Annotated in this window: 15 protein-coding genes; 7 read left to right on the top strand and 8 right to left on the bottom strand. The window is 36.1% G+C overall.

Going from position 1 to position 21,453, the window contains the following annotated elements:
- Positions 1–252 precede the first annotated feature (252 nt).
- The 4 genes from hisS to T368_RS0100260 all read left to right on the top strand — a co-directional run bounded on the left by hisS (position 253) and on the right by T368_RS0100260 (position 5,630).
- The gene (hisS, locus tag T368_RS0100240; RefSeq protein ID WP_027338220.1) at positions 253–1,569 is read left to right on the top strand and encodes a histidine--tRNA ligase; all 1,317 of its coding nucleotides are present in this window, start codon (positions 253–255) and stop codon (positions 1,567–1,569) included.
- Between the two features lie 343 nt (positions 1,570–1,912).
- Positions 1,913–2,848 (top strand): D-2-hydroxyacid dehydrogenase, encoded by a 936-nt coding sequence (locus T368_RS0100245; protein WP_004083907.1) that lies wholly within the window; start codon positions 1,913–1,915, stop codon positions 2,846–2,848.
- A 176-nt stretch (positions 2,849–3,024) separates the two neighbouring features.
- Positions 3,025–4,569 carry a class I SAM-dependent methyltransferase gene (locus tag T368_RS0100255; protein ID WP_027338221.1) on the top strand — a complete coding sequence of 515 codons (1,545 nt, stop codon included), beginning with the start codon at positions 3,025–3,027 and terminating at the stop codon, positions 4,567–4,569.
- A gap of 329 nt (positions 4,570–4,898) precedes the next feature.
- Positions 4,899–5,630 (top strand): (Fe-S)-binding protein, encoded by a 732-nt coding sequence (locus tag T368_RS0100260; RefSeq protein ID WP_004083901.1) that lies wholly within the window; start codon positions 4,899–4,901, stop codon positions 5,628–5,630.
- Positions 5,631–6,057: 427 nt separating this feature from the next.
- On the opposite strand, the gene pseH is transcribed toward T368_RS0100260, so the two are convergent.
- The 5 genes from pseH to T368_RS0100290 all read right to left on the bottom strand — a co-directional run bounded on the left by pseH (position 6,058) and on the right by T368_RS0100290 (position 12,703).
- Positions 6,058–7,677 (bottom strand): UDP-4-amino-4,6-dideoxy-N-acetyl-beta-L-altrosamine N-acetyltransferase, encoded by a 1,620-nt coding sequence (gene pseH, locus T368_RS0100270; RefSeq protein WP_004083899.1) that lies wholly within the window; start codon positions 7,675–7,677, stop codon positions 6,058–6,060.
- On the bottom strand, positions 7,674–8,807 hold the full coding sequence (locus T368_RS0100275) for a cytidylyltransferase domain-containing protein (protein ID WP_004083898.1): 1,134 nt from the start codon (positions 8,805–8,807) through the stop codon (positions 7,674–7,676). Before T368_RS0100275 ends, pseH begins: the two co-directional genes overlap by 4 nt.
- A gap of 133 nt (positions 8,808–8,940) precedes the next feature.
- On the bottom strand, positions 8,941–9,723 hold the full coding sequence (locus T368_RS0100280; RefSeq protein ID WP_004083897.1) for a hypothetical protein: 783 nt from the start codon (positions 9,721–9,723) through the stop codon (positions 8,941–8,943).
- Positions 9,724–9,781: 58 nt separating this feature from the next.
- Positions 9,782–11,173: an arsenic transporter gene (locus tag T368_RS0100285; RefSeq protein ID WP_004083891.1), complete on the bottom strand. Its 1,392-nt coding sequence runs from the start codon at positions 11,171–11,173 to the stop codon at positions 9,782–9,784.
- A 288-nt stretch (positions 11,174–11,461) separates the two neighbouring features.
- The gene (locus tag T368_RS0100290; protein ID WP_004083889.1) at positions 11,462–12,703 is read right to left on the bottom strand and encodes a hypothetical protein; all 1,242 of its coding nucleotides are present in this window, start codon (positions 12,701–12,703) and stop codon (positions 11,462–11,464) included.
- 194 nt (positions 12,704–12,897) lie between these two features.
- Here T368_RS0100290 and T368_RS0100295 point away from each other — a divergent pair, with 194 nt between their 5' ends.
- Positions 12,898–13,725, top strand: coding sequence for a UvrD-helicase domain-containing protein (locus T368_RS0100295; protein WP_004083887.1), 828 nt, complete (start codon positions 12,898–12,900; stop codon positions 13,723–13,725).
- The gene (locus tag T368_RS0100300) at positions 13,691–15,337 is read left to right on the top strand and encodes a Kae1-like domain-containing protein (protein ID WP_230455585.1); all 1,647 of its coding nucleotides are present in this window, start codon (positions 13,691–13,693) and stop codon (positions 15,335–15,337) included. The genes T368_RS0100295 and T368_RS0100300 overlap by 35 nt, the downstream gene beginning before the upstream one ends.
- Positions 15,338–15,597: 260 nt before the next feature.
- Here T368_RS0100300 and T368_RS0100305 read toward each other — a convergent pair whose 3' ends face one another.
- Positions 15,598–16,659 carry a glycosyltransferase family 2 protein gene (locus T368_RS0100305; RefSeq protein ID WP_004083879.1) on the bottom strand — a complete coding sequence of 354 codons (1,062 nt, stop codon included), beginning with the start codon at positions 16,657–16,659 and terminating at the stop codon, positions 15,598–15,600.
- Between the two features lie 214 nt (positions 16,660–16,873).
- On the opposite strand from T368_RS0100305, the gene mraY reads away from it, so the two are divergent.
- Entirely contained in the window at positions 16,874–17,932 is a 1,059-nt protein-coding gene (mraY, locus tag T368_RS0100310) for a phospho-N-acetylmuramoyl-pentapeptide-transferase (protein WP_004083878.1), read from the top strand.
- A 154-nt stretch (positions 17,933–18,086) separates the two neighbouring features.
- Here mraY and T368_RS0100315 read toward each other — a convergent pair whose 3' ends face one another.
- Together T368_RS0100315 and uvrB are read right to left on the bottom strand one after the other, a co-directional pair.
- A complete protein-coding gene (locus T368_RS0100315) occupies positions 18,087–19,157 on the bottom strand; it encodes an LptF/LptG family permease (protein WP_004083877.1) in 1,071 nt (356 codons plus the stop codon).
- A gap of 268 nt (positions 19,158–19,425) precedes the next feature.
- A complete protein-coding gene (gene uvrB, locus T368_RS0100320; RefSeq protein WP_004083876.1) occupies positions 19,426–21,408 on the bottom strand; it encodes an excinuclease ABC subunit UvrB in 1,983 nt (660 codons plus the stop codon).
- Between the last annotated feature and the right edge of the window lie 45 nt (positions 21,409–21,453).

The raw sequence follows: 21,453 nt of genomic DNA on the forward strand, positions 1-21,453 counted from the left end.
TTTATAAGATTCTAGCATGATAATGTAGATTTTAAAAACGAATGAATGTTTTATTGTAAAACTTGTTTATTCGCGTCTGCAGGTTATCGCAAAAGCATAAAGTCTCTTATGTCCATATCATCAGTTATTGAGAAATACACTTTTTATTGCTACAATGTAAGTTTATATATTTTTATAGTTAAAGCTATTGCAAGCATTTTGAGTGAAAATAAACTAATAATTTTGCAAAATGGAGAATAAATGGGTAATACACTGATACAACCACGCACATTAAGTGGATTTAAAGACAGATTGCCACAAGAGGCTTATGCAAAAGCAAGTATTGTGGAAAAAGTGAGTGAAGTGTTTTTAAGCTATGGTTTTATGCCTATTGAGACACCGCATTTAGAGTATGCTGACATTTTGGTGAAGCAGGGAAGCGAAGAGATACAAAAAGAATTGTATCGATTTAGAGACCATGGCGATAGAGATGTCGCCTTGCGATTTGATCAAACCGTGCCATTAGCGCGTTTTATCACGCAGCACAGACATGAATTAATCATGCCTTTTAAACGCTATGTGATAGGCAATGTATTCCGTGGGGAACGCGCACAAAAGGGGCGATATAGGGAATTTACACAATGTGATTTTGACTTTATTGGGAGTGATTCGCTAAGTTGTGATGCAGAGATTTTGCAGGTTATTTATAGCTCGCTTAATGCACTTGGTTTGCAGGAATTTACCATTTGGATTAATCACAGAGACATTCTGAATGGAATCTTTGCATATTTTGGCTTGCATGATAATGTTGAATCTGGTTTGCGTATCATAGACAAACTTGATAAGATTGGACTTGATGAAGTGCAAAAAGAATTGCAAAAGGAGCTAAATATTACAGCAGAAAAAGCACAAGAGATTTGCAGACTTGTTATGATTAAGCAGACTTCACATTATAGTGATTTCTTTAAAGAGATTGCCTACCTTAAAGATTATAATGAAACATTGCGTAAAGGATTGCAAGATTTAGAATCTATGTTTAGCATTCTTGATGATTTGGAGCTTGATATATCGAGTTGTCGTATCAACTTTTCTATTGCAAGGGGGCTTGGCTATTATACAGGCATTGTGTATGAAACAACGCTAAATAGACTAAAAAGTATTGGGAGTGTTTGTAGTGGCGGTCGCTATGATAATTTGACACAAAGTTTTAGCAAAGAGCGATTAAGTGGCGTTGGTGCGAGTATTGGTCTTGATAGGCTTATTGCGGCACTAATGGAGCTTGAGCTTTTGGAACTGCGTGGGACTATGGTGAGAGTGCTGCTAATTGTAACGAATGAGGCGTATTTTGCCTTCGCACATAGGATCGCAGAGGCTTTAAGGCACAGCAATGTAAAAGCTGAAGTCTATCCAGATGCAGTAAAGATTAAGAAGTCTCTCGGCTATGCAAACGCAAAAGGGCATGAATTCAGCATTATTATTGGTGATGAAGAGTTTCAAACAAAAACGCTTTCTGTCAAAAATATGACTTCAGGCATACAGATTGAGAAAGTAAGCTTTTTGCACGCATTGCAAGTTGTAAGAAATTCTTAAATCGCATTAATGTATAGAAACCAATTGTCATATTGAGTGCGTAAGCACGAAATATCTTTTTAGATTCTATGTTAGATATTTCGCCTAAAGGCTCAATCATGACAATTTGTTATAGAATCTAAGAGATATGCTAGAAATAATTCCTTTGTGATTCACTACAAATGTGTTACGAAGAGATAATTTTGACATAACTTTTATGTAGTTTTACACTATAGTTTTATGTAAAATAATGCTAGAATTGTAAGACTTTATCTATTCTGGTCTTTTATAGATTGATATAGCTATATCAAAAAAGCGTTCTGTAAAGACTTTTAGAATACAAAATCTCATAGAAAGGAAAAATATGCAGCTTGTTTTACTTGATAAAATGACACTTGGTAATTTTGATGAGACACTTTTCGCACAATTTGGCGAATTTAAATCATATCAAACTACAGATTCTACACAGGTTTTAGAACGCACAAAGGATGCAGACATTATCATCACAAATAAAGTTGTGCTAGATTCTAAGATTTTGTCTTCTTTACCAAAGTTAAAGCTTATCTGCGTGAGTGCAACAGGCACAAATAATATTGATATGGAATACGCTAAGACACACAATATAGCGGTAAAAAATGTAGCAGGTTATTCCACGCATTCAGTCGCACAGCATACGCTTATGTTGGCATTAAGTCTGCTTGGTCGTTTGCCTTATTATTCACAATATGTGCAACAAGGGCAGTGGTGTAAGAGTGAGATTTTCTGCCATCTCACTTATGACTTACAAGATCTTTATGGTAAGCAATGGGGTATTATTGGCTATGGTAGCATTGGTAAGCAGGTATGCCATCTTGCAAAAGCCTTTGGTGCGCAGGTTAGCTATCATTCCACAAGCGGAAATAATACGCAAAATGACATACCACACAAAAGCCTAGATGAGATTCTAAAAACAAGCGATATTATATCCATTCACGCTCCGCTAAATAACACAACACAGAATCTAATCGCAAAAGAGCAACTACAAATGCTAAAAAAGGGAGCAATTCTACTTAATCTTGGTCGTGGTGGCATTGTCAATGAAAAGGATCTCGCACAAGCCCTGCAAACACAAGACTTTCTATTTGGCACAGATGTGTTAGAAAAAGAGCCAATGATAGCTAATCACCCCCTACTTGATTCTAAAATCGCACATAAAATCATTATCACGCCGCATATCGCATGGGCGTATAAGGACACAAAAGATAGATTACTACAAATGGTGGCAGAAAATATTAAGCAGTTTTTGAATGCGAATGGGTAGTGTTTGTCTGGTTTAGCCATAACATTATCAATGAGTTGTTATCATAACCTTGCTTATGAACACAATGTGTTCGCAGTGCAACATGAGTTAAGCCAAAAATTGGGACTTACAATATCAATACACAAAGCTAGTTTTATGCTACAATATCGCACACAAAATACACTAAAGGACTATTGATGGCAAATTGGAATGATGGTTATTTGACAGACATTGAGTATCTTGATACTTATTTTTCGTATCTAAATCCACTTTTTATAAATCTGAATCTCACTTTTGCGGGTTTTGATGTCGGTCAGCAAGACTGCATTAGTTTGCAAACAAGCAGTGACTCTAATGATAAGCAGAGCTATCTTGAAATGGGCTTTGGTAGGGGTGTGAGTTTATGCGTGCATGCTGCCACTACTGATATGAGTTTTGTTGGGACGGATTTTAATCCCTCGCATACCCTATTTGCAAGAAACTTAGCCAAAGTTGGCAACGCGGATATACAGCTTTATGATGATAGCTTTGAGCTATTGTATAAACGATTGCAAAAGCAAGAAGCAGAGTTTGACTACATTGTGTTGCATGGTGTGTGGTCTTGGGTAAGTTATGAGAATCAAAAGGTGATTTTGCAGATTATCCGCGATCATTTGAAAGTTGGCGGTATTGTATATGTAAGCTATAATTGCTTTCCGGGCTGGGATGGCAAATGGTCTTCACGCAAGTTACTTACAATGTATCATGACTATATGTCTGGTACGAAAGTCGAACGAATCCGTAATGCGCTTGGATTTTTCAAAGACTTTTTAGAGACAAATCCGCTTTATCTGCAGAATAATCCAAGTGCAGCACGAGTCTCACAAATAATAGAAAATGAAAAGTTTGACTATTTAGCACATGAATTTTTTAATGATGGAGCAAATTGTTGCTACTTTGTTGATATGGTGCGTGATTTGGAATCATGTAAATTACAATTTGCGTGTGGGGCATTACCTTTGTGGCATTATGAAGATTCTAGTTTAAATAAGCAAAATCAAGCCTTTTTAGATCAAATCGCAGAACCGACATTAAAAGAGCAGCTAAAAGATTACTATCTTAATAGACAATTTCGAAATGATATATTTGTAAAAGGGGCACAAAAGCTATCAGGGCAGCAAATATGCGATAAGTTTCTCAATACCCGCTTTACACTTACAAGCATACCCGATAGTGATGCAGAAGATCTTGATGTAATTAGGAAAGATATGATTGCATTTCTTGCAAAAGATTCTTATACACCAAAAAGCATGCGTGAGGCACAGCTACAGCTGGGGGGGGGGGGGTTACATATACGAGAGTTAGCTAAACTTGTCGCAGATATGATGACAAGCGGCTATATACACCCAGTAACAAATAAAGACATTACAGATTCCATTGCAAAACGCTCAATAGATTTCAATCGACATATTTTCAGCAATCAGTGCAAAAAGCAATATGTGCGATATGCGGCTGCTCCACTTATTGGTGGCGGTGTATTGATTAATGAAGTATCGCAAGTGTTTTTATATGGATTAATGAGTGGTGTAGATGAAAAAGGTTTAGGTGCATTCGCATGGGATATTCTCAAGGCACAAGGTAGAAAACTCAATAAGGCTGGTGTAGATTTAGAAAGTGATAAAGAGAATATAAAAGAGCTTGATTCTGTATTACAGGATTTATTGCCAAAAATACCGCTTTATAAGAATTTGGGTATTATTTAGAAAATAGTGCTGATAATAGGCTGGGATTGGATGCTAGATTCTAGCTTTAGTGTGTTTTAGTCAAAGATTTTGTGCTTTCAAAATTATTTAATGCTGTAATATGGCTTAAATGTGTTTTACTTGGAATCTAATCTTAGATTTAGTGCTATCTGCTATCAATTTTTGTAGCTTATTGCAATCATAGCAAAACTAAAAACCACAAGTTACACAGCATGTAACCTTAATAAACATTTTTCATATCCATCTTGTAAAAATAATATGATTCTTTATAAACTCACAAAATTAAGGTTAGAATCTAGCTATGCAAAGATAGTGTGAAAGGAATGTGTATGAAAAAAGTGTATTTTTTTGCGACTTGTTTGGGTGCGGCTGCTTATGCTGATACTTGTTTGCATGCGATACAGCTCTTGCAAAAAGAGGGTGTGGAAGTGATTTTTAAAAAAGACCAAACATGTTGCGGACAGCCAAGCTATAATAGCGGTTATTATGATGAAACAAAAGAGGTAGTATTACATAATTTAGAGCTTTTTAAGGGTGATTATCCCATTATAATCCCTAGTGGTTCATGTGCGGGTATGATGAGAGAGGATTATAAAGAGCTTTTTTGTGGCACAAAATATGAAGAAGAAGTCAAACAATTTAGTTCTAGAATCTATGAGTTAAGCGAATATTTAGATAAAGTGTTGCAGGTAAGATACTTTGATGTCGGTGCGCCGATAAAAATCACATGGCATTCAAACTGCCATGCCTTGCGTGTTGCAAAATGTATAACAAGTGCTAAAAATCTCTTAAGAAGCCTTAGCAATGTGGAGCTTGTAGAGCTTGAGAGAGAAGAAGAGTGTTGTGGATTTGGTGGGACTTTTAGTGTGAAAGAACCAGAAATCAGCCACGCTATGGTAAGCGAAAAGATTGCTGATATACAGGCTAGAAATATTGATTGCCTAGTATCTGCTGATGCGGGTTGCCTTATGAATATTAGTGGGGCTATGGCAAAAATGGGCGTGGATATCCAATCTATGCATCTTTATGATTTCCTTGCAAAACGCGTGGGGATAGCATAATAAGGGTGTGGGGTTGTTTAAGATAGATGGGAGTGTATGTCTAGAATTTAGTTTTTTTGATGATTGATGAATGTGGGTATGCAGTATTTATTCCTATCTTTATTTTAAACTGCCGAATAATCTGTATTTAGATATTCTATTGGTATCTAACTATATTCTTAAATAGGTTTAAATTTGTAGGGTTAGTTTTTTTGATCATTATGTGTCTCTTTTGTGGGTTCATGTGTTTATCGTGTTGTAGTGTGCTAAATAAAAAATGTGATGAATATGCAATCCAGTGATTAGAGCTTTTGCTTGGATTTTTAAGTTTAGAATCTTTGCGTGTTGGGTTTCTAAAATTTTTATATTTCATACCTTATAATCCACTTAATATACAAGTTATCTAAGAAATTAAACCTATACGAGCTTTCTAAGACACAAATCCCAATCACTCTAAATGTGGATTTTTCATGCCATATAGCAAGACATTGTGGAAAGTTTCAGTGTTGTTTTCACAAATCCTAAAGCCATTTTGTAAAGTGCCAAGATAGATAAAACCTTCTTTTTCATAGAAGTTTAGTGCATGTGTGTTTGTGGCAACGACTTCAAGATAAAGCATGTAAAGATTATAATGGCAAAAGGCGATATGCTGTATCATCTGCATGAGTATATGCCCATATCGCTTCGTTTTATGTTTTGCTAAAAATGGATTTTTATAGATTCCAAGATAGGCGTTTTTATGCTTGAGATTGATGCGTGAAAAGCTAATGACACCTATATCATGCGTAGTGTTTCCATCTATCGTTTGTAAAGATTCTATGTCTTTTACAAGGAAATATCTAGCATGTTCATCATAGGGCAGGGACTGCAAAAAGCTAATATGTGCTTGTTTGCTAATTACGCTACTGCCATACATTCGCTCTCGCACAAAAGGGTGATTCCTATATGTGAGTATATTCATAGAATCTTTATGGCTTAGGTTGCAAAAATCAAATGCACTGCATCCATCAAGCTGAAAGTTTTTTGCTTTTATCTCTTGTTTAGCTTTTAGTGTGTGATTAAGTGCATTAAAGATTAACTCTGTGGCAAAGTCTTTTGTATGTGTGCCAATCTCTGGCTTTAAGGTGCTAATAGAATCTGGACTTTCAGATATCGTGGATTGCAAGGGCAGTGTGATTGTGCGGATTAGATTCTGCTTTTCTAATGTGCTTATTTGTATGTCTTGATTTGTCGCTAGATTTATTGCAAAGACTTTTGGGCAGAGTTTCAAAGCTTCAAATAAAATCCCACCGCCTGATACAATGCAATGCTTTGCTTTTGCTAAAAGTGTGGCAACTTCTGCCTGTGTGATGTTAGAATAGATTCTATAAGGATTCATAGAATCTATGTTGTCGCATAGATATTTGCTTTTAAGCAAACTGCCTTTATAGTTTGGTCCAACAACCACTACAATGCTTTTTGCAAAGTTTAGTAACTGCGTAAAAATCTCACTACTTATATCCTTAGAATCTTCACCACCTAAACATACAAAAAATTCACTCTCTCTCTTGCTATTTGTAATATCTATGCTATACAAAAATGGGTGTAATAACGCATACTTTAAGCCTGAAAATATATGCTCTTTTATATCACTATCTATTGTCTGTGTGTTATAGAACCCATTGAGATTAAGTAAAAAAAGCTTTGCTTTTGTGTTATTTCTCTCTCTCACAATGCGTTTTAAAAGCTCAAAATGTCTGCCATCATCATCAAAGATTACAAGCACATTGCTAGATTCTAAAAAGGGGGTAAAATCACATATTTGATAGCTATCGATGATACAAATATCGCTATGAAGTAATGCCTTATTCTCTATCTCTTCCCATTGTAATGCAAGTGGATAGCATGCCGCTTCTTTGCCTTCAATCCTGCCTTGTGTTGCGATAAAATCCTTAAAAGTCGCATTCCCACGCACAAAAAAATCGACATTATATCCCATGCCAACAAACACTCTAGCAAGATTATAGCACCTTGCAACATGCCCTAAACCTAAGCCTTTTTCACTCTCTGTTAATATGCGTATTTTCATTCCCCGCCCTTATTGATATGGCTAAAAAGACTCTCTGCAATCGCTAAATCAAGCATGGTATCAATATCATGTGCGTGCTGCATGATAATCCCCATACTTTTATCCCCAAGTAAAGGAATCTCTTTTAGGAAACTTTCTGCCCTGCCCAAATAAAACTGCCCCGCATCGATAAAAGCCTGTGGCAAATCCTGCGAACGAGTGCCTATAAACTCTGGAAATAAGAAGTTTAAATGCCTAGACTCATCAAGGCAAAAGGAACGGAATGTCTTTGAAGCTTCAAGCATGGAGACTATATAGGCTGTGCTTGGATTCTTATCAAGCATAAAGCAAGATTCTAAAATAACTTCTTCTGTGGCAAACATCGCAGTGGCATAAAGGCATAGGACTTTTGAGTGTGGAAATATTTGTAATGCGGGTTTATTTTGTGTTGTGTTTTTGTCGCTTTGTAATGTTGCGTTGTTATTTTTTAAGGTGCTTTTGTGGTTTTCAAAAAATGTTTTATTTTGTGATTTGTCGCTTATGTGTAGTGTATCTTTGGCATTTTTAGAATCACTTGTATTTGCATTTTCTGTGCTTTGTGCGTGATTGTTAGATTCTAGTTTCTTATCAAATTCTATGTGGGCTGATGGGTTTAGAATAGAATTTTTAGAATCTAAAATCCTATCATATTGAGCCTTTGAAAAAGGCGAAATATCTCTATTTGATATGCTAGATATTTCGCTACACTGAATATGACAATCACTAGAATCTAAACTCTTATTATTTTGTGATTTATGTCTAAGTGTATTAGAATCAAATAAACTAGAGAAAAGCAACTTAGAATCAAATAATCCCTTATCAAAAGAATCAACCTTGATAAAAGGCAATAAAGCATGGATAATCACAGGTAAAGTCGGCGTCATATCATCTGCTAAGGCTTTATCCCTAAGCAATGGATATGCCCCTAAGTTTTTAGCAAACTCCAGCATAGAGTAGTCATCACTGCTTACAATCACATTATCACTCAGTCTTCTTGCTAAATCTATACTTCTCTCAAGCATAGGTATGCCACAAAAGGGCTGCATATTTTTTCTAGGAATCCTTTTGCTACCACCACGAGCTGGGATAATCACACAATCAATTTGTTTCACACGTATATTCCTTAAATGTCATTAACATGTGATAAGCAAGTCTCATTCACCATATACGCAAAAGATTCACAAATAAGCCTCAATCGTTATACATATTACAGAATCTTGCGATATGTAAAGTCATATCACCACACTAAAACCAAGGCATAGAATCAGTTGCAGTGCGTTTGCGGATTTCTTTCATTTGATAGAATCCAATAATCCACAACACAACAGCCGCAACAATAACCAACCAACCGATAAAAATAACTGCTGTTATGCTTCCAATAATATTTGCATAGAAAGCCCAAAGCAAGAATTTCTGCTCGGTAACAAAAGCTAATTCTCTAAAAAATAAGAGATTATATACAAGTGCCGCAATACTACCAACAATAAGCAATATCGCCGCTACAACAAGCCCAAATCCACCATCCGAGCTATACCCAGCCATACCCCCAAGTAACGCAGTTCCACCAAAAATCATAGCCAAAATAAGTGCCACCACCACAATCGCGATAGAGAGAATAAAGTTTTTAAACAAAGTTGGACTTTCACTTGTGCGTTTTGTCCCAAGCACAGCCAACACAAAGACCACAAACCCAGCAATGAGTAAAATACCCCCAATCACCCAGCCTATAAATGGGATTAAAGAGATAAAACTTCCTCCAAAATAAAGCCCAGTGCTAAGTAAAAACTTAAAGCGAATGCTTTGTGTGTCATTTGCCATAAGCTGCCCTTGAATATTTGCCATATTAATGCTACCACCTGTGATGAAAATATTTTTTGCCATATTTTCACTCACTTCAAAATCCACCTCACAGCCTGTGAGACTTTCCATACTTCTGCCCTCTAGATTTGATACATCACTTGCTTCAAAAGTGTAGCGATTGCCATCTTCACCGCTGATTAAATTTGGTGCTAAAACTTTACCTTTCATAGTTGCCCTTTTTCTTAAAATAAAGCTAGAATTGTAGTATTTTAAAATTAAATTAAACTTAAAATGATATTAAACTTGCATACATCACAAGTCCGCAAAGCCCCACGCACAGCATAAAAGGCACGACAAGCATTGCCACTAGCATATATCGCCAAAAGCTAATATAAATGCCATATCGTTTAAGGCTAAAAAGCCAAAGCAGTGTAGCAAGTGAGCCAATGGGAGTAATCTTTGCCCCGACATTACAGCCGAGCAGATGAGCGTAAATGAGTAACTCCCTAGAGCTAGAATCTAACCCCACAAAGTCGCCTAAAGCAAGATTCCCAAGCATAACCATAGGCAGATTATTAATAAGGCTTGAGCCAAGTGAGCTAATCGCACCAACGCTAAAGATTTGTGTGAGAGTGTGTGTAGAAAAACTATCGCTTAGAGAATCATCAAGGAAAAACGCAAAAATATCACGCATAAAAGAGCTTGTGCTATGTAGCCCAAACACCACGATAAAAAGCCCTAAAGAAAATACCACAATCCCAAAGGGTGAAGCCTTAAGGCAGGGCAGAATCTCAATCCTTTTATACGCAAGAATAAGGCTAAGAGTCGCACATAAAAGCGTGAAAGAAGAAAGCGGGAGAGAAAAAGCATTTGCTATAAAAATCCCGCATAAAAGCAAGAAAAGCAGGGCAAAACAGATAATAATCACGCTTTTTTGGGGCATTATGCTAGATTCTACAATATGAGATTCTGGCTTGTGAGATTCCGCATTTGGAATCTTAACCCCTAAGATTCTAGGCAATCTCTTACGCACAAGGATAAAAAAGCAAAGACTAGCAATGATGATAAAAATTTGTGGCAGTGCCATCACCTTGCTAAAATCTAGGGCATTAAGATTAAAAAAATGCAAGGCAATGATATTTGTGAGATTTGAAATCACAAAGGTATTTGAAGCAAAATCACTTACAAAACTCACTATAAGCAGGAAAATCACAAGTGGGGTTAGAATCTGTGCTGAATTTTTAGAATCTAGCTTAGATTCCATATCTTTAGAATCTAGTTTGCCAAAAAGGGCGATGATGAGTGGTGTTAGGATTAAAATCGCACCATCATTAGCAAAAAATGCCCCCAAAAATCCCCCAAAAAGCACGATAAACACATAAAATTTAAAGCTAGAAATGCCCCCACACTCCCCCTTTTCACTTAAAAATCTTAGAATCTTATAGGCTAAAAAGTCAAAAAATAGTAGCTTTTCAAGCACAATGCAAAAGATGATGAGACCAACAAGTGTGAGTGTGCTATCCCATACCATATTCCACACAAATGCCACATCAGCAAAACCTACAACCCCAAATCCCAAGCAAAGCAACGCCCCAAGAGAGCTATACACCCACAAAGGCAACCTAAAAGGACGGATATAAATGCAAAGCAAAGTCAGTATAAAAATGAGAAAACTCACGAAATTAGCCTTATGAATGAAATTTAAGAAACTAGAACCCTGTCAAATTCGGATAGGACAGAGGGTTTAGGGTGTAATTTTTAGAAACTAGAATCTTGCCGTATCTGCAAAATGTGAGCATAAGCCATAAACCTAAGCTTGCAAAAATCTTTATGGATCGCGCGAACCATAATATGAAAAATCTCCTTTAGATTCCATATTAGATGTTTTTTGCTACGCTCAACATGACAAGGATTAGAATCTAACCCTATTTACACTCACTCTAAAAGTGTAGATTTAAAACCCACACTAAATGGAGATTCTAAAATAGCCGCGTATAATTGTATATTGATTTCCGCCATAGAAGTTAATCGCTGGGGTGTTATTATATACGCCTGTGAGATTTAGCCCTACTTTGCCTTTCATATAGGTTTTAAGCTGTCCATAGCGATCTCTTTGTCGCCATATAGGAAACTCACTCTCGCCTTTTATCTCAAAGCTTGTTACACTTCCAGTAGGCAAAAAGCTACCTCGCACACTAGCCTTTATCTCAAAGAGATTATCCCAATGAAAGCCCACACTCCCATAAGTCGTAATAGCCCCCGCCCAAAACATACCAACGGTGTATTTAAATGGTGTGAGTTGCCCATAATAATCGATTAGTTCTGCTCCACTTGGTGTAACGCCTATAAGCCCTACTTTTGCCTCTATTAAATCAAGGTATTTTACCTTTTGCTCTAGCCATGCGACCCCTGCCATATCCTTATTCATACCACCAGCATGTGCGGCTAACTCAAACTTATGATTGACATTTGCAGGGAAAGTATGCGGATAGTATTTGTTGTAACCTGCTATATGCAGCTTTGTCTCCATTTTAATATCATGCGTAATGTAATAAGACATTGCCGCTTTCACACCAAAGGTAGTAAAAAATCCAGTAAAATAGAGATATGGCTGTAAATGTATATGCTTTGGTAACTCAAAGTCAGCACTCAATAGATATGTCCCAAAGCTGCTTAAATCTGTGCGAAATGGCGTTACATACTCATTTGTTACCATAGCACTACCATAAGAGGCTAAAAACTCTAGTGTCGTGTAAGGAAGCGCACTATATCCTACTTGGAATCCTTGAGAATAATATGTATTCCATTCAGAATTTGCCTTATATCTCCCTGCTATTGCATGTAAGCCTAATTTATTATCTAAATAATCTAGGTAAGCGGTATTAAAAAGGAATATTTGCTTTACATCATTATAGGTTTCACCATGTCCATGACTAAAATCAAGAATGGGTGCGGCAAGTAGCATACCTGCCGCAGCCTTTAATCCATTATATCTAGCCGTAGAATAGTAGCCCAAAAAAGTTGCATCAAGGAAGGTAATCTCATCGCCAAATGCTTGTTGATAAAAGATAGATGCAGAGACTTCATGTGATGCCCTATTCCACAACGCATCGATTAAGCTTTGTGTGCTTGGCTCGTAAGGTTTGGGTGCTGCGGCATTAAGGATAAATGGGAATAAGGCACAGCTTATAAGACTACTTTTTTTCATTAGCATACCTACCTAATTAAAATCTAGCTTAATTAAAGATCTAGCTTAGTTAAAAGATAAAAGATTCTATGTTAAGATAAGGTTTAGAATCTCATGTAAAGCGATAAAAGGATTCTAGCAAAAATCAATCCAAAGTCATTACAAATTTGAATTTTACTCGCATTTTTGATAGAATCATAATAAAAAGGTATCCCATGCAAACAACTCTACATCATATTTTCTTAAATGCTTCTGCTGGTAGTGGCAAGACTTTTGCCCTATGTGTGCGTTATATCGCCTTGCTTTTTCAAGGTGTGCCAGCAAATGAGATTCTCACACTCACATTTACCAAAAAGGCTGCAAATGAGATGAAAGAGCGTATCACACAGAATCTTTTTTTGCTTTATATCACTCAAGATTCTAAACTTAAAGAAGCAAAAGAGATTTATAAAGAAAATTATGAAAAGATTCTAAAACAAAGAGATGATATTATAGAATCTTTGCTTAGCTATAATCTTACAAAAGAGCATATAGAAGCACAAATTACAAAGATTTACAAGCATTTCTTACAAGCTGATAAAAAGATAAGCACAATCGATTCTTTTTATACACAAATGCTGCGTAAATTTGCCTTTTTTATCGGTATAAGAAGAGATTTTGACATGCAAGAGAGTGGGCTAGATGATGAGATTTTTGAATGCTTTTTAGAAAAAATATATACAGATTCACATTTACATGAAGCCCTAATTTCTTTAACAAATGATTTAAATATCCATATTGATATGAATACAAATTATGGCACAACACTCACACTAAAGCAGCTTTTAGCAACTCTTTATGATAAATCCATTGAGTTTAAGACAAAACAAGAGCTTATATATGCTATGCACCCATTATTTACACAGCAAAAAATAATAGAGTTTGCTAAGACTTTTATGAGTGATGAGGTTTTAGAATCTCTTTTTTGTTGTGTTGAGAAAAGCAAAACATCTTTGCAAAATGGGCAGGGTGTGGAGTTTGGGACGCAAAATAATGAACAATGAGAAATTAGATTCTACAAAATCTGGCTGGATACAGGATATTGGGGTGCATAATAATGGGAATCTAGAATCTATAAAAATGCACCCTAAACCCTGCACCCACCCAGATTCGGCAGAGAATCTAGATTCTAAAAAATCCAAAACGCCTACTGCGGAAGCATCTTTAGATAATGTCAAGGGTTGTGTAGATTCTTGTGTAATGAGTTTATTAGACATAAATGGCAAAGCACAAAAAGCAAGCTCTTATGAAAGTGCTAAAAAAGCAACGCAGAATCTAGATTCTATAAATCTAGCACATAACACACAAATCAACTCACATTCTCTAAGCATAAGGGCTATGCGTATATCTCGTGGATTTGCACCATTGCATATTACAAGCGATGCGATTCATTCAAGCAACTTTAGTTCAAATGCAAACCATGCAAATACCCCTTGTCAAAGTAAATCTCACACAAACAATCCTAAAATAACAAATCTCAACCCAAAGATTTTCCATTTAAACACATTATCCGCTGCATTTGGTGCAATGCAAAAAAGCTCGATTGCCTTTGGATTTCACAATCATATTATAGTAAGTCCCTATATGGGTGATTTATTTACCCCCCACAATATAGCAAATTTTAGAAAAACTTATGATTACTTCAGCACAATCTATGGCACACCACAAGCCTTAATCGCAGATATTCACAATCAATACATAAGCACACAGATCGCAAAAGAGATAGCAAAAGATTCTAAAATCCCGCTCTTTCAAGTCGCACATCATCACGCACATTTTAATGCCCTTTTACTTGAATCTAGCATGAAAGAGGGGGTTGGCGTTATCTTTGATGGGAGTGGAATGGGTGATGATGGCACACTTTGGGGCGGTGAGTTTCTATGTGGAGATTCTAAACAGGTAGAGAGAATCTTGCATTTCAAACCCTTTAGAATACTTGGTGGTGAAAAGCATATCAAAGACTGCAAAAGACTTGCTTATAGCTATGCTATCTGTAATGATATAGCCCCCCTTAAAGATTTTATAGAATCTAGCTATGATGAGAATGAACGCAAAGCGCTACAAGCACTGCACAACACAGGTTTTAATAGCCCTTTGTGTAGCTCTGCTGGAAGATTGTTTGATATAGCGGGATTTATTTTGGGCTTAGAAAGGCTATCTTATGAGGCACAAAGTGGCGAACTCATCGCATCAAATACACTCAAACTCGCCTATGATATACTCAGACATAAAAACGAGACAATCAACTATGATACCCTTATGCAAACTTTCTCTAACATGCCCTATAATCCATATCCCTTTCATATCACACAAAATATGATCGATATGAGTGAGTGTATAGAAGAAATGCTTAAAGATAAGCAAACAGGTAAAAATAGCGATGTAATAGCTGCTAGATTCATAGATACACTTGCGTATTGTATTTTAGAATCTTTAAAGTGTATTGGTACAGATTATGCCTTTTTTGGTGGCGGTGTATTTGCAAATTACGCCCTTTGCATACGGGTAAAAAAGCTTTTGCATACGCATAGTATAAAAGCCTTTTTCCCAAAACTTCCATGTAGCGATTATAGCATTAGCATAGGACAGCTTATGTATTTGCAACATTTTGTGTAGGGGTGTGTTGCGAAATCTTGCTTGGGTGAGAGATACTTTTAGTGGTTGTAGCTACTTATATAGCCTTTGTATTTTAAACTACCCAACGCTATATATAAACACCTCTTTAACTCTATATAACTTTTTGGCATAGCACTTTTAGATTAAATCGAAATAGAAGAAAATAAATGAGTAACCATGACTTATTCACGACTGATTTTTGCATTGAATTGTCTCCATTAATTTCAAATCTTTTTATATCTCAATTGAGAATCTTTTGATTATGCTTTTCTATCATGCCGTTTGATATAAATTGGACGCCTTTTTACTTGCTCATAAATCCTAGCGATATATTCACCAATGATTCCAAGAATGATAAGCTGCATACCACCAATAAATACGATTAAAGCAACAAGCGAAGTCCAACCACGCACAACATTCCCAAAACACAAAGCACCAATAATAGCATACAGGCCATAACCAAGACTAAATAAACTCATCACAAAACCAAGTATAAAAGCAATACGCAAAGGCATGGTGCTAAAGCTAATAAAGCCTTCAACACTATATTTAAAAAGCTTCCATAAGCTCCAACCACTACTGCCTTGATGACGCGGAATATTCTCATATTCTAAGCCAATTTTTCTAAATCCCACCCATTCAAACATAGCCTTTGAGAATCTATGATATTCACCCATGGAAAGCAGGGCATTTACAACTTGCCTATCAAGCAGTCTAAAATCTCTCACACCAGATTCTAAATGCACTGATGAGATAAGATTATGCAATGTGTAGAAACCTTCTGAAAGCCTTGATCTTATAAATCCTTCACCTGCACGATTAATGCGTCTAGCATAGATTATATCTGCTTCATCTTGCAACCATTTTTTAAACATTTGTGGCAATAAAAGCGGTGGGTCTTGTAAATCAGCGTCCATAATCACAACGCAATCACCGCTGCTTTCTTTAAGCCCTGCATACATAGCCGCTTCTTTGCCAAAATTGCGTGTAAAATCAATCACTTTTATTTCACAATTGTTTGGTGGCATAGTGAGATTATAGGGATTAGAATCTTGTGTTATAGACTGCTTAGATTCTATAATGTTTTCATTATGGACTGCCAAATCTTTGTCATTTGGGGAATAAGACTGCATAGCCTTTAAGGCAAGTAGCAATTCTATTGTATTATCCTTGCTACCATCATTTACAAAAATACACTCAAATGTGAGAGTAGTATTGCTGTGATCTTTAGAGATAGAATCTAAAATGCTAAAAATCTCTTTGCTAAAAGATTCTAAACTTTTTTGTTCGTTATAGCAGGGGACAACAAGCGAGAGTTTCATAATAAATCCTCAATGTGAATGAAATAGGGCGTATTATATCAAATTATTGTCAGTAACAACTTCGTATATTTATTGTTAATAAGATTGGCGACCCATTTACAATGTAAAAAATTTTAGAACAATAATTTAATCTTTTATAAAGAGAAAACACCATAAACACGCAGTAATATAGTAGAATTCCATTTTAACTTTTATCGACACATTAAGGAAGTTTATGTTTTATGAATTGCATGGAATCTTAAATATTACACTATTAAAATACATTACTTTTCGTTCTGGTTTAGCCTTTTTTATTGCCTTTTTGTTGAGTGTGTATTGTATGCCGCTTTTTATCGCATGGGCTAAGGCTAAAAAGGCTAGTCAGCCCATTTCATCATCTATAAAAGCACATGCAAATAAGAAAGACACGCCGACTATGGGTGGCTTGGTATTTGTATTTTCTGCGGTTATATCAAGTCTATTTTGTGCAAATCTTAGCAATTCTTATGTGCAAATCGGGCTAATCTGCCTTATTACTTTCATGCTTATTGGTGCAAGAGATGATTATATGAAGATTTCAGCAAAGAGTAATGCTGGAATGAGTTCAAGAGCAAAATTTTTGCTTTTAGCTTGTGTGGCTCTCATTTTAAGTGTATGGCTGTATATGTCTGGCTTAAGCACGGATTTTTACATTCCCATGCTTAAAAAGCCCTTAATTACTTTAGAATCTTATTTTATGATTGCTTTTTGGGTGATTGTATTTCTAGCGACTACAAATGCGGTGAATGTAACCGATGGACTCGATGGATTAGCGACTATTCCTAGCATTTGTGCGCTTGCGTCGTTGAGTGTATTTGTGTATGTCGGCGGCAATGTCGAGATGGCAAAATATCTGCTTTGGCCCCATATCATAGATTCTGGTGAAGTCATGGTATTAAGTCTTGCAATGATAGGTGCGCTCTTTGGCTTTTTGTGGTATAACTGCCATCCCGCACAAGTTTTTATGGGTGATAGTGGGAGTTTAGCTTTGGGTGGCTTTATCGCATATTGTGCCATCGTATCAAAGAATGAGATTCTATTAATCCTTATGGGGTCTATCTTTGTGATTGAGACTATTTCTGTGATTTTGCAAATTGGTAGCTATAAATTGCGACAAAAAAGAATCTTTTTAATGGCACCAATCCATCATCATTTTGAAGCAAAAGGCTGGGCGGAGAATAAAATCATCGTGCGATTTTGGATTATTGCTATTTTGTCAAACTTGATTGCACTCATTACTTTGAAGATTAGGTAAATTGGAAACTTTTTAGCTTTATTAGATTCCAAACAATATAGAGTTAGGGCTACTTAAGAATAATGAAAACCAAGTGCATTAAATCATGGAGCCCCCCACTAGCATACAATCTTTGGTATTTTTGCCAAAAAATATTTTTTTGTAAATTACAAGATTATATCTCATCTAACTTGCGGTAATAAACAATACTAACAACTAATAATATTCCAAGTGGCACAAGCATACTGAATTCTGGTATAAAAACAGCATTAGCGTTTAATTTACCAAGTGAGAAAAACACACCCCATACCATCAAAGATAGCACACTAAGGCTCACTCCAAGCATGGCAAGATTCCCATATCGTGCAAGTGGCGGGGCATAATATGCAATGATAACACAAAGCATACTGATAAAAAATGGCGTAACAGCAAGGGTATAAAGCACACCTCTTGTGCGTGCTGTATCTGCTCCTTCTTGCATGAGAATCTGTAATGAATAAAATGCGTCAGTAATGGATATGGCAGGTTTGTTTTTGTAAAATGTATCAAGCACTTTTGGTTTAAAGCCCTTTAGTGTAGTTGTGGAATCATGCCCTGTGGTTATCATGCCCTTATCGCCTAAGTCATAGCTAGTGGGTAATATTGAAACCTGCGGGTTTAAAAGCTCCCATTCATCATTATGAAAATAGCCCTCTTTTGCACGAGTTATACTTACAAGCTTCCTAGAATCTTTGTATTCTGTGTGATAGATTTGTATATTTTCAGCCTTTTGTAAGAGTGGATATACTTTCTCAAAAAACACATAATCAGTGTTATAGCGGATAAATAAATCTTTAGAAACATCAGCATTATTACTGCTACTCACAATATTATCTGCCCTTTCTTGCGCATATACAAAATCAGTCGCATTTAAGCCAATATAACCACACACGACAAGATTAATGATAAGAAAAGGGGGATAAAAAATCTTCCTGCGTGAGTATCCAAGTGATAGCAAAGCTACATACTGATTGCTTTTAATAAGGCTAATGTAGAATACAATAAGTCCAAGCAAAAGGGCTAGGGGCAAAACATAATTAAACGCATACATCGCATCAAATGCAAGAAACCATATCGCATTATTAGCAGATTGGGCTAGGGCATCAAAATATTGCAGACTATCCACACAGATAAAGAAAAACTCTAGTCCGCATAAAATCACAAGCGTGGGCTTTAGATACCTTAGGGCAACAAACCAAAAAAACATATATTTCCTTGCTATTTTATTATAGATTATTTGTAAGCAAATATTGTAGCTTGTAATTTATAGTTTTTGGTATTTTGTTGTATGTTAAATGCTTTAGGGTCTGTTTTGAGGGTTGTGTTTGAATGAGATTAAATCTATTTTGCACACCAAGCCTTGTATTTACCTATGTGGATTAGGATTCTAAAATCACCCTTATGATCATTCATTATAAAATATGTTTCCTTTCCAAATAAAAACATTCACTAGGACAAACACATAAAACAAATCATCACAAACTTCGTAATCTAGCGATTTCATCTCTTAGTTGTATTGCCGCTTCAAAGTCAAGTCGTTTACTTGCTTCAAGCATTTTTATTTTTAAGTCTTTGATAAGATTTTCTTTTTCTTTTGCTGGGATTTTGTTTTTCTTACTCATTTTATCATAGACTTTTGTGCTATCTTCTAGTCTTAATTCCTCTTCTACATTGCGGCTTACTGAAGTTGGAATGATTCCATGTTTTTTATTAAATTCTTCTTGTTTTTTGCGTCTATAAGTCGTTGTATCCATAGCTTTACGCATGGATTTTGTGATTTTTTCTGCGTATAGAATCACCTTACCATTTACATTTCTAGCAGCCCTGCCCATCGTTTGTATAAGGCTTGTTTCACTGCGTAAAAAGCCCTCTTTATCCGCATCCATAATCGCTACTAGGCTAACCTCTGGTAAGTCAAGCCCCTCCCGCAATAAATTTATCCCTACTAATACATCAAATACACCTAAACGCAGATTTCGTATCAAGTGATTTCTCTCTATCGCATCTATTTCACTATGTAGATATTCGATTTTTATGCCCTCTTTTGCGTAGTATTTTGCGAGTTCTTCACTCGTTTTTTTGGTTAAAGTCGTGATTAATACTCTCTCTTTTCGCTCAACACAAACTTTTATTTCTTCTAATAAATCTTTGACTTGGATTCTAGAATCTCTTACTTCAAACTCTGGGTCAAGCAGTCCTGTCGGGCGGATAAGCTGCTCACATACATTATCTTTGCTTAGTGATAGCTCTAGCTCTGCTGGTGTGGCAGATACAAATAAAAAGTTAGCCTTTTTATTAATAAACTCATCAAATTGCAATGGGCGATTATCAAGCGCACTAGGCAGTCTAAAGCCATATTCTACTAACACTTCCTTGCGGCTTCTATCCCCCGCATACATACCGCCAAATTGTGGCAAACTCACATGACTCTCATCAACGATTAATAGATAGGGCTTTTTTTTATATTCAAAATAATCAAGCAGTGAGAAAGGCGTCTCGCCGGGCTTTTTACCCGTTAAATGTCTCGCATAGTTTTCAATACCTTTGCAAATGCCATTTTCCTTTATCATTTCAAGGTCAAATTCTGTGCGAGATTTTAGCCTTTCATATTCTAACATTCGATTTTCACTTTCATAGAATTTCAATCGCTCTTGCAATTCCTGCTCTATCTCTACAATCGCATTTTTCAAGCGATTCTCCCCAACGATAAACTGATTTGCCGCATACAGCACATAGGAATCTAGCTCTTTTACCAAAGTATTATCAAGTGATTCTAATACCGCAATTCTCTCAATCTCATCACCAAAAAACTCAATGCGTATAAACTCCACTTCATTATACGCAGGGAAAATATCCACCACTTCACCTTTAACGCGAAAACAGCCACGCTCAAAGCTTGTTTCATTACGCGTATAGCCCATTTCTACAAGCTTTGTTAAAAGCCTTTTTTGCTGATAGGTTTTAGAGACTTCTAGCTTTTCTATCATTGTGAGGTATTCACTGGGATTTCCTAAACCATAGTTTGCTGATACACTAGCAATAACTATCACATCATCATAGGCAAGAAGTGAAGTCGTAGCCGATAAACGCAGCCTCTCTAACTCATCATTAATAGAACTATCTTTTTCTATAAATAGATCTCTACGCGGAATGTAGGCTTCTGGCTGATAGTAGTCAAAATGGCTGATAAAATATTCAACATGATTATGCGGAAAAAAGCTTTTAAACTCGCTATAAAGCTGGGCGCATAGTGTCTTATTATGACTCATTATAAGTGTTGGCATGTTGAGCTTTTGTATAATATTTGCCATGCTAAAGGTCTTACCGCTGCCTGTAACGCCTATTAAAGTATTATATTTTTCATTATTATTAATCTGTTTGCATAGGAAATTTATAGCTTGTGGCTGGTCGCCTGCTGGTTTGTAGTTTGAGGTTAAATTAAATAGATTTGTTTTCATCATTACACCTTTTTTAGCTACAATTATACAGAAATTTTATTGCCT

This window comes from Helicobacter bilis ATCC 51630 (assembly GCF_000686565.1).
In the GTDB taxonomy this organism is placed as follows: Bacteria; Campylobacterota; Campylobacteria; order Campylobacterales; family Helicobacteraceae; genus Helicobacter_A; species Helicobacter_A bilis.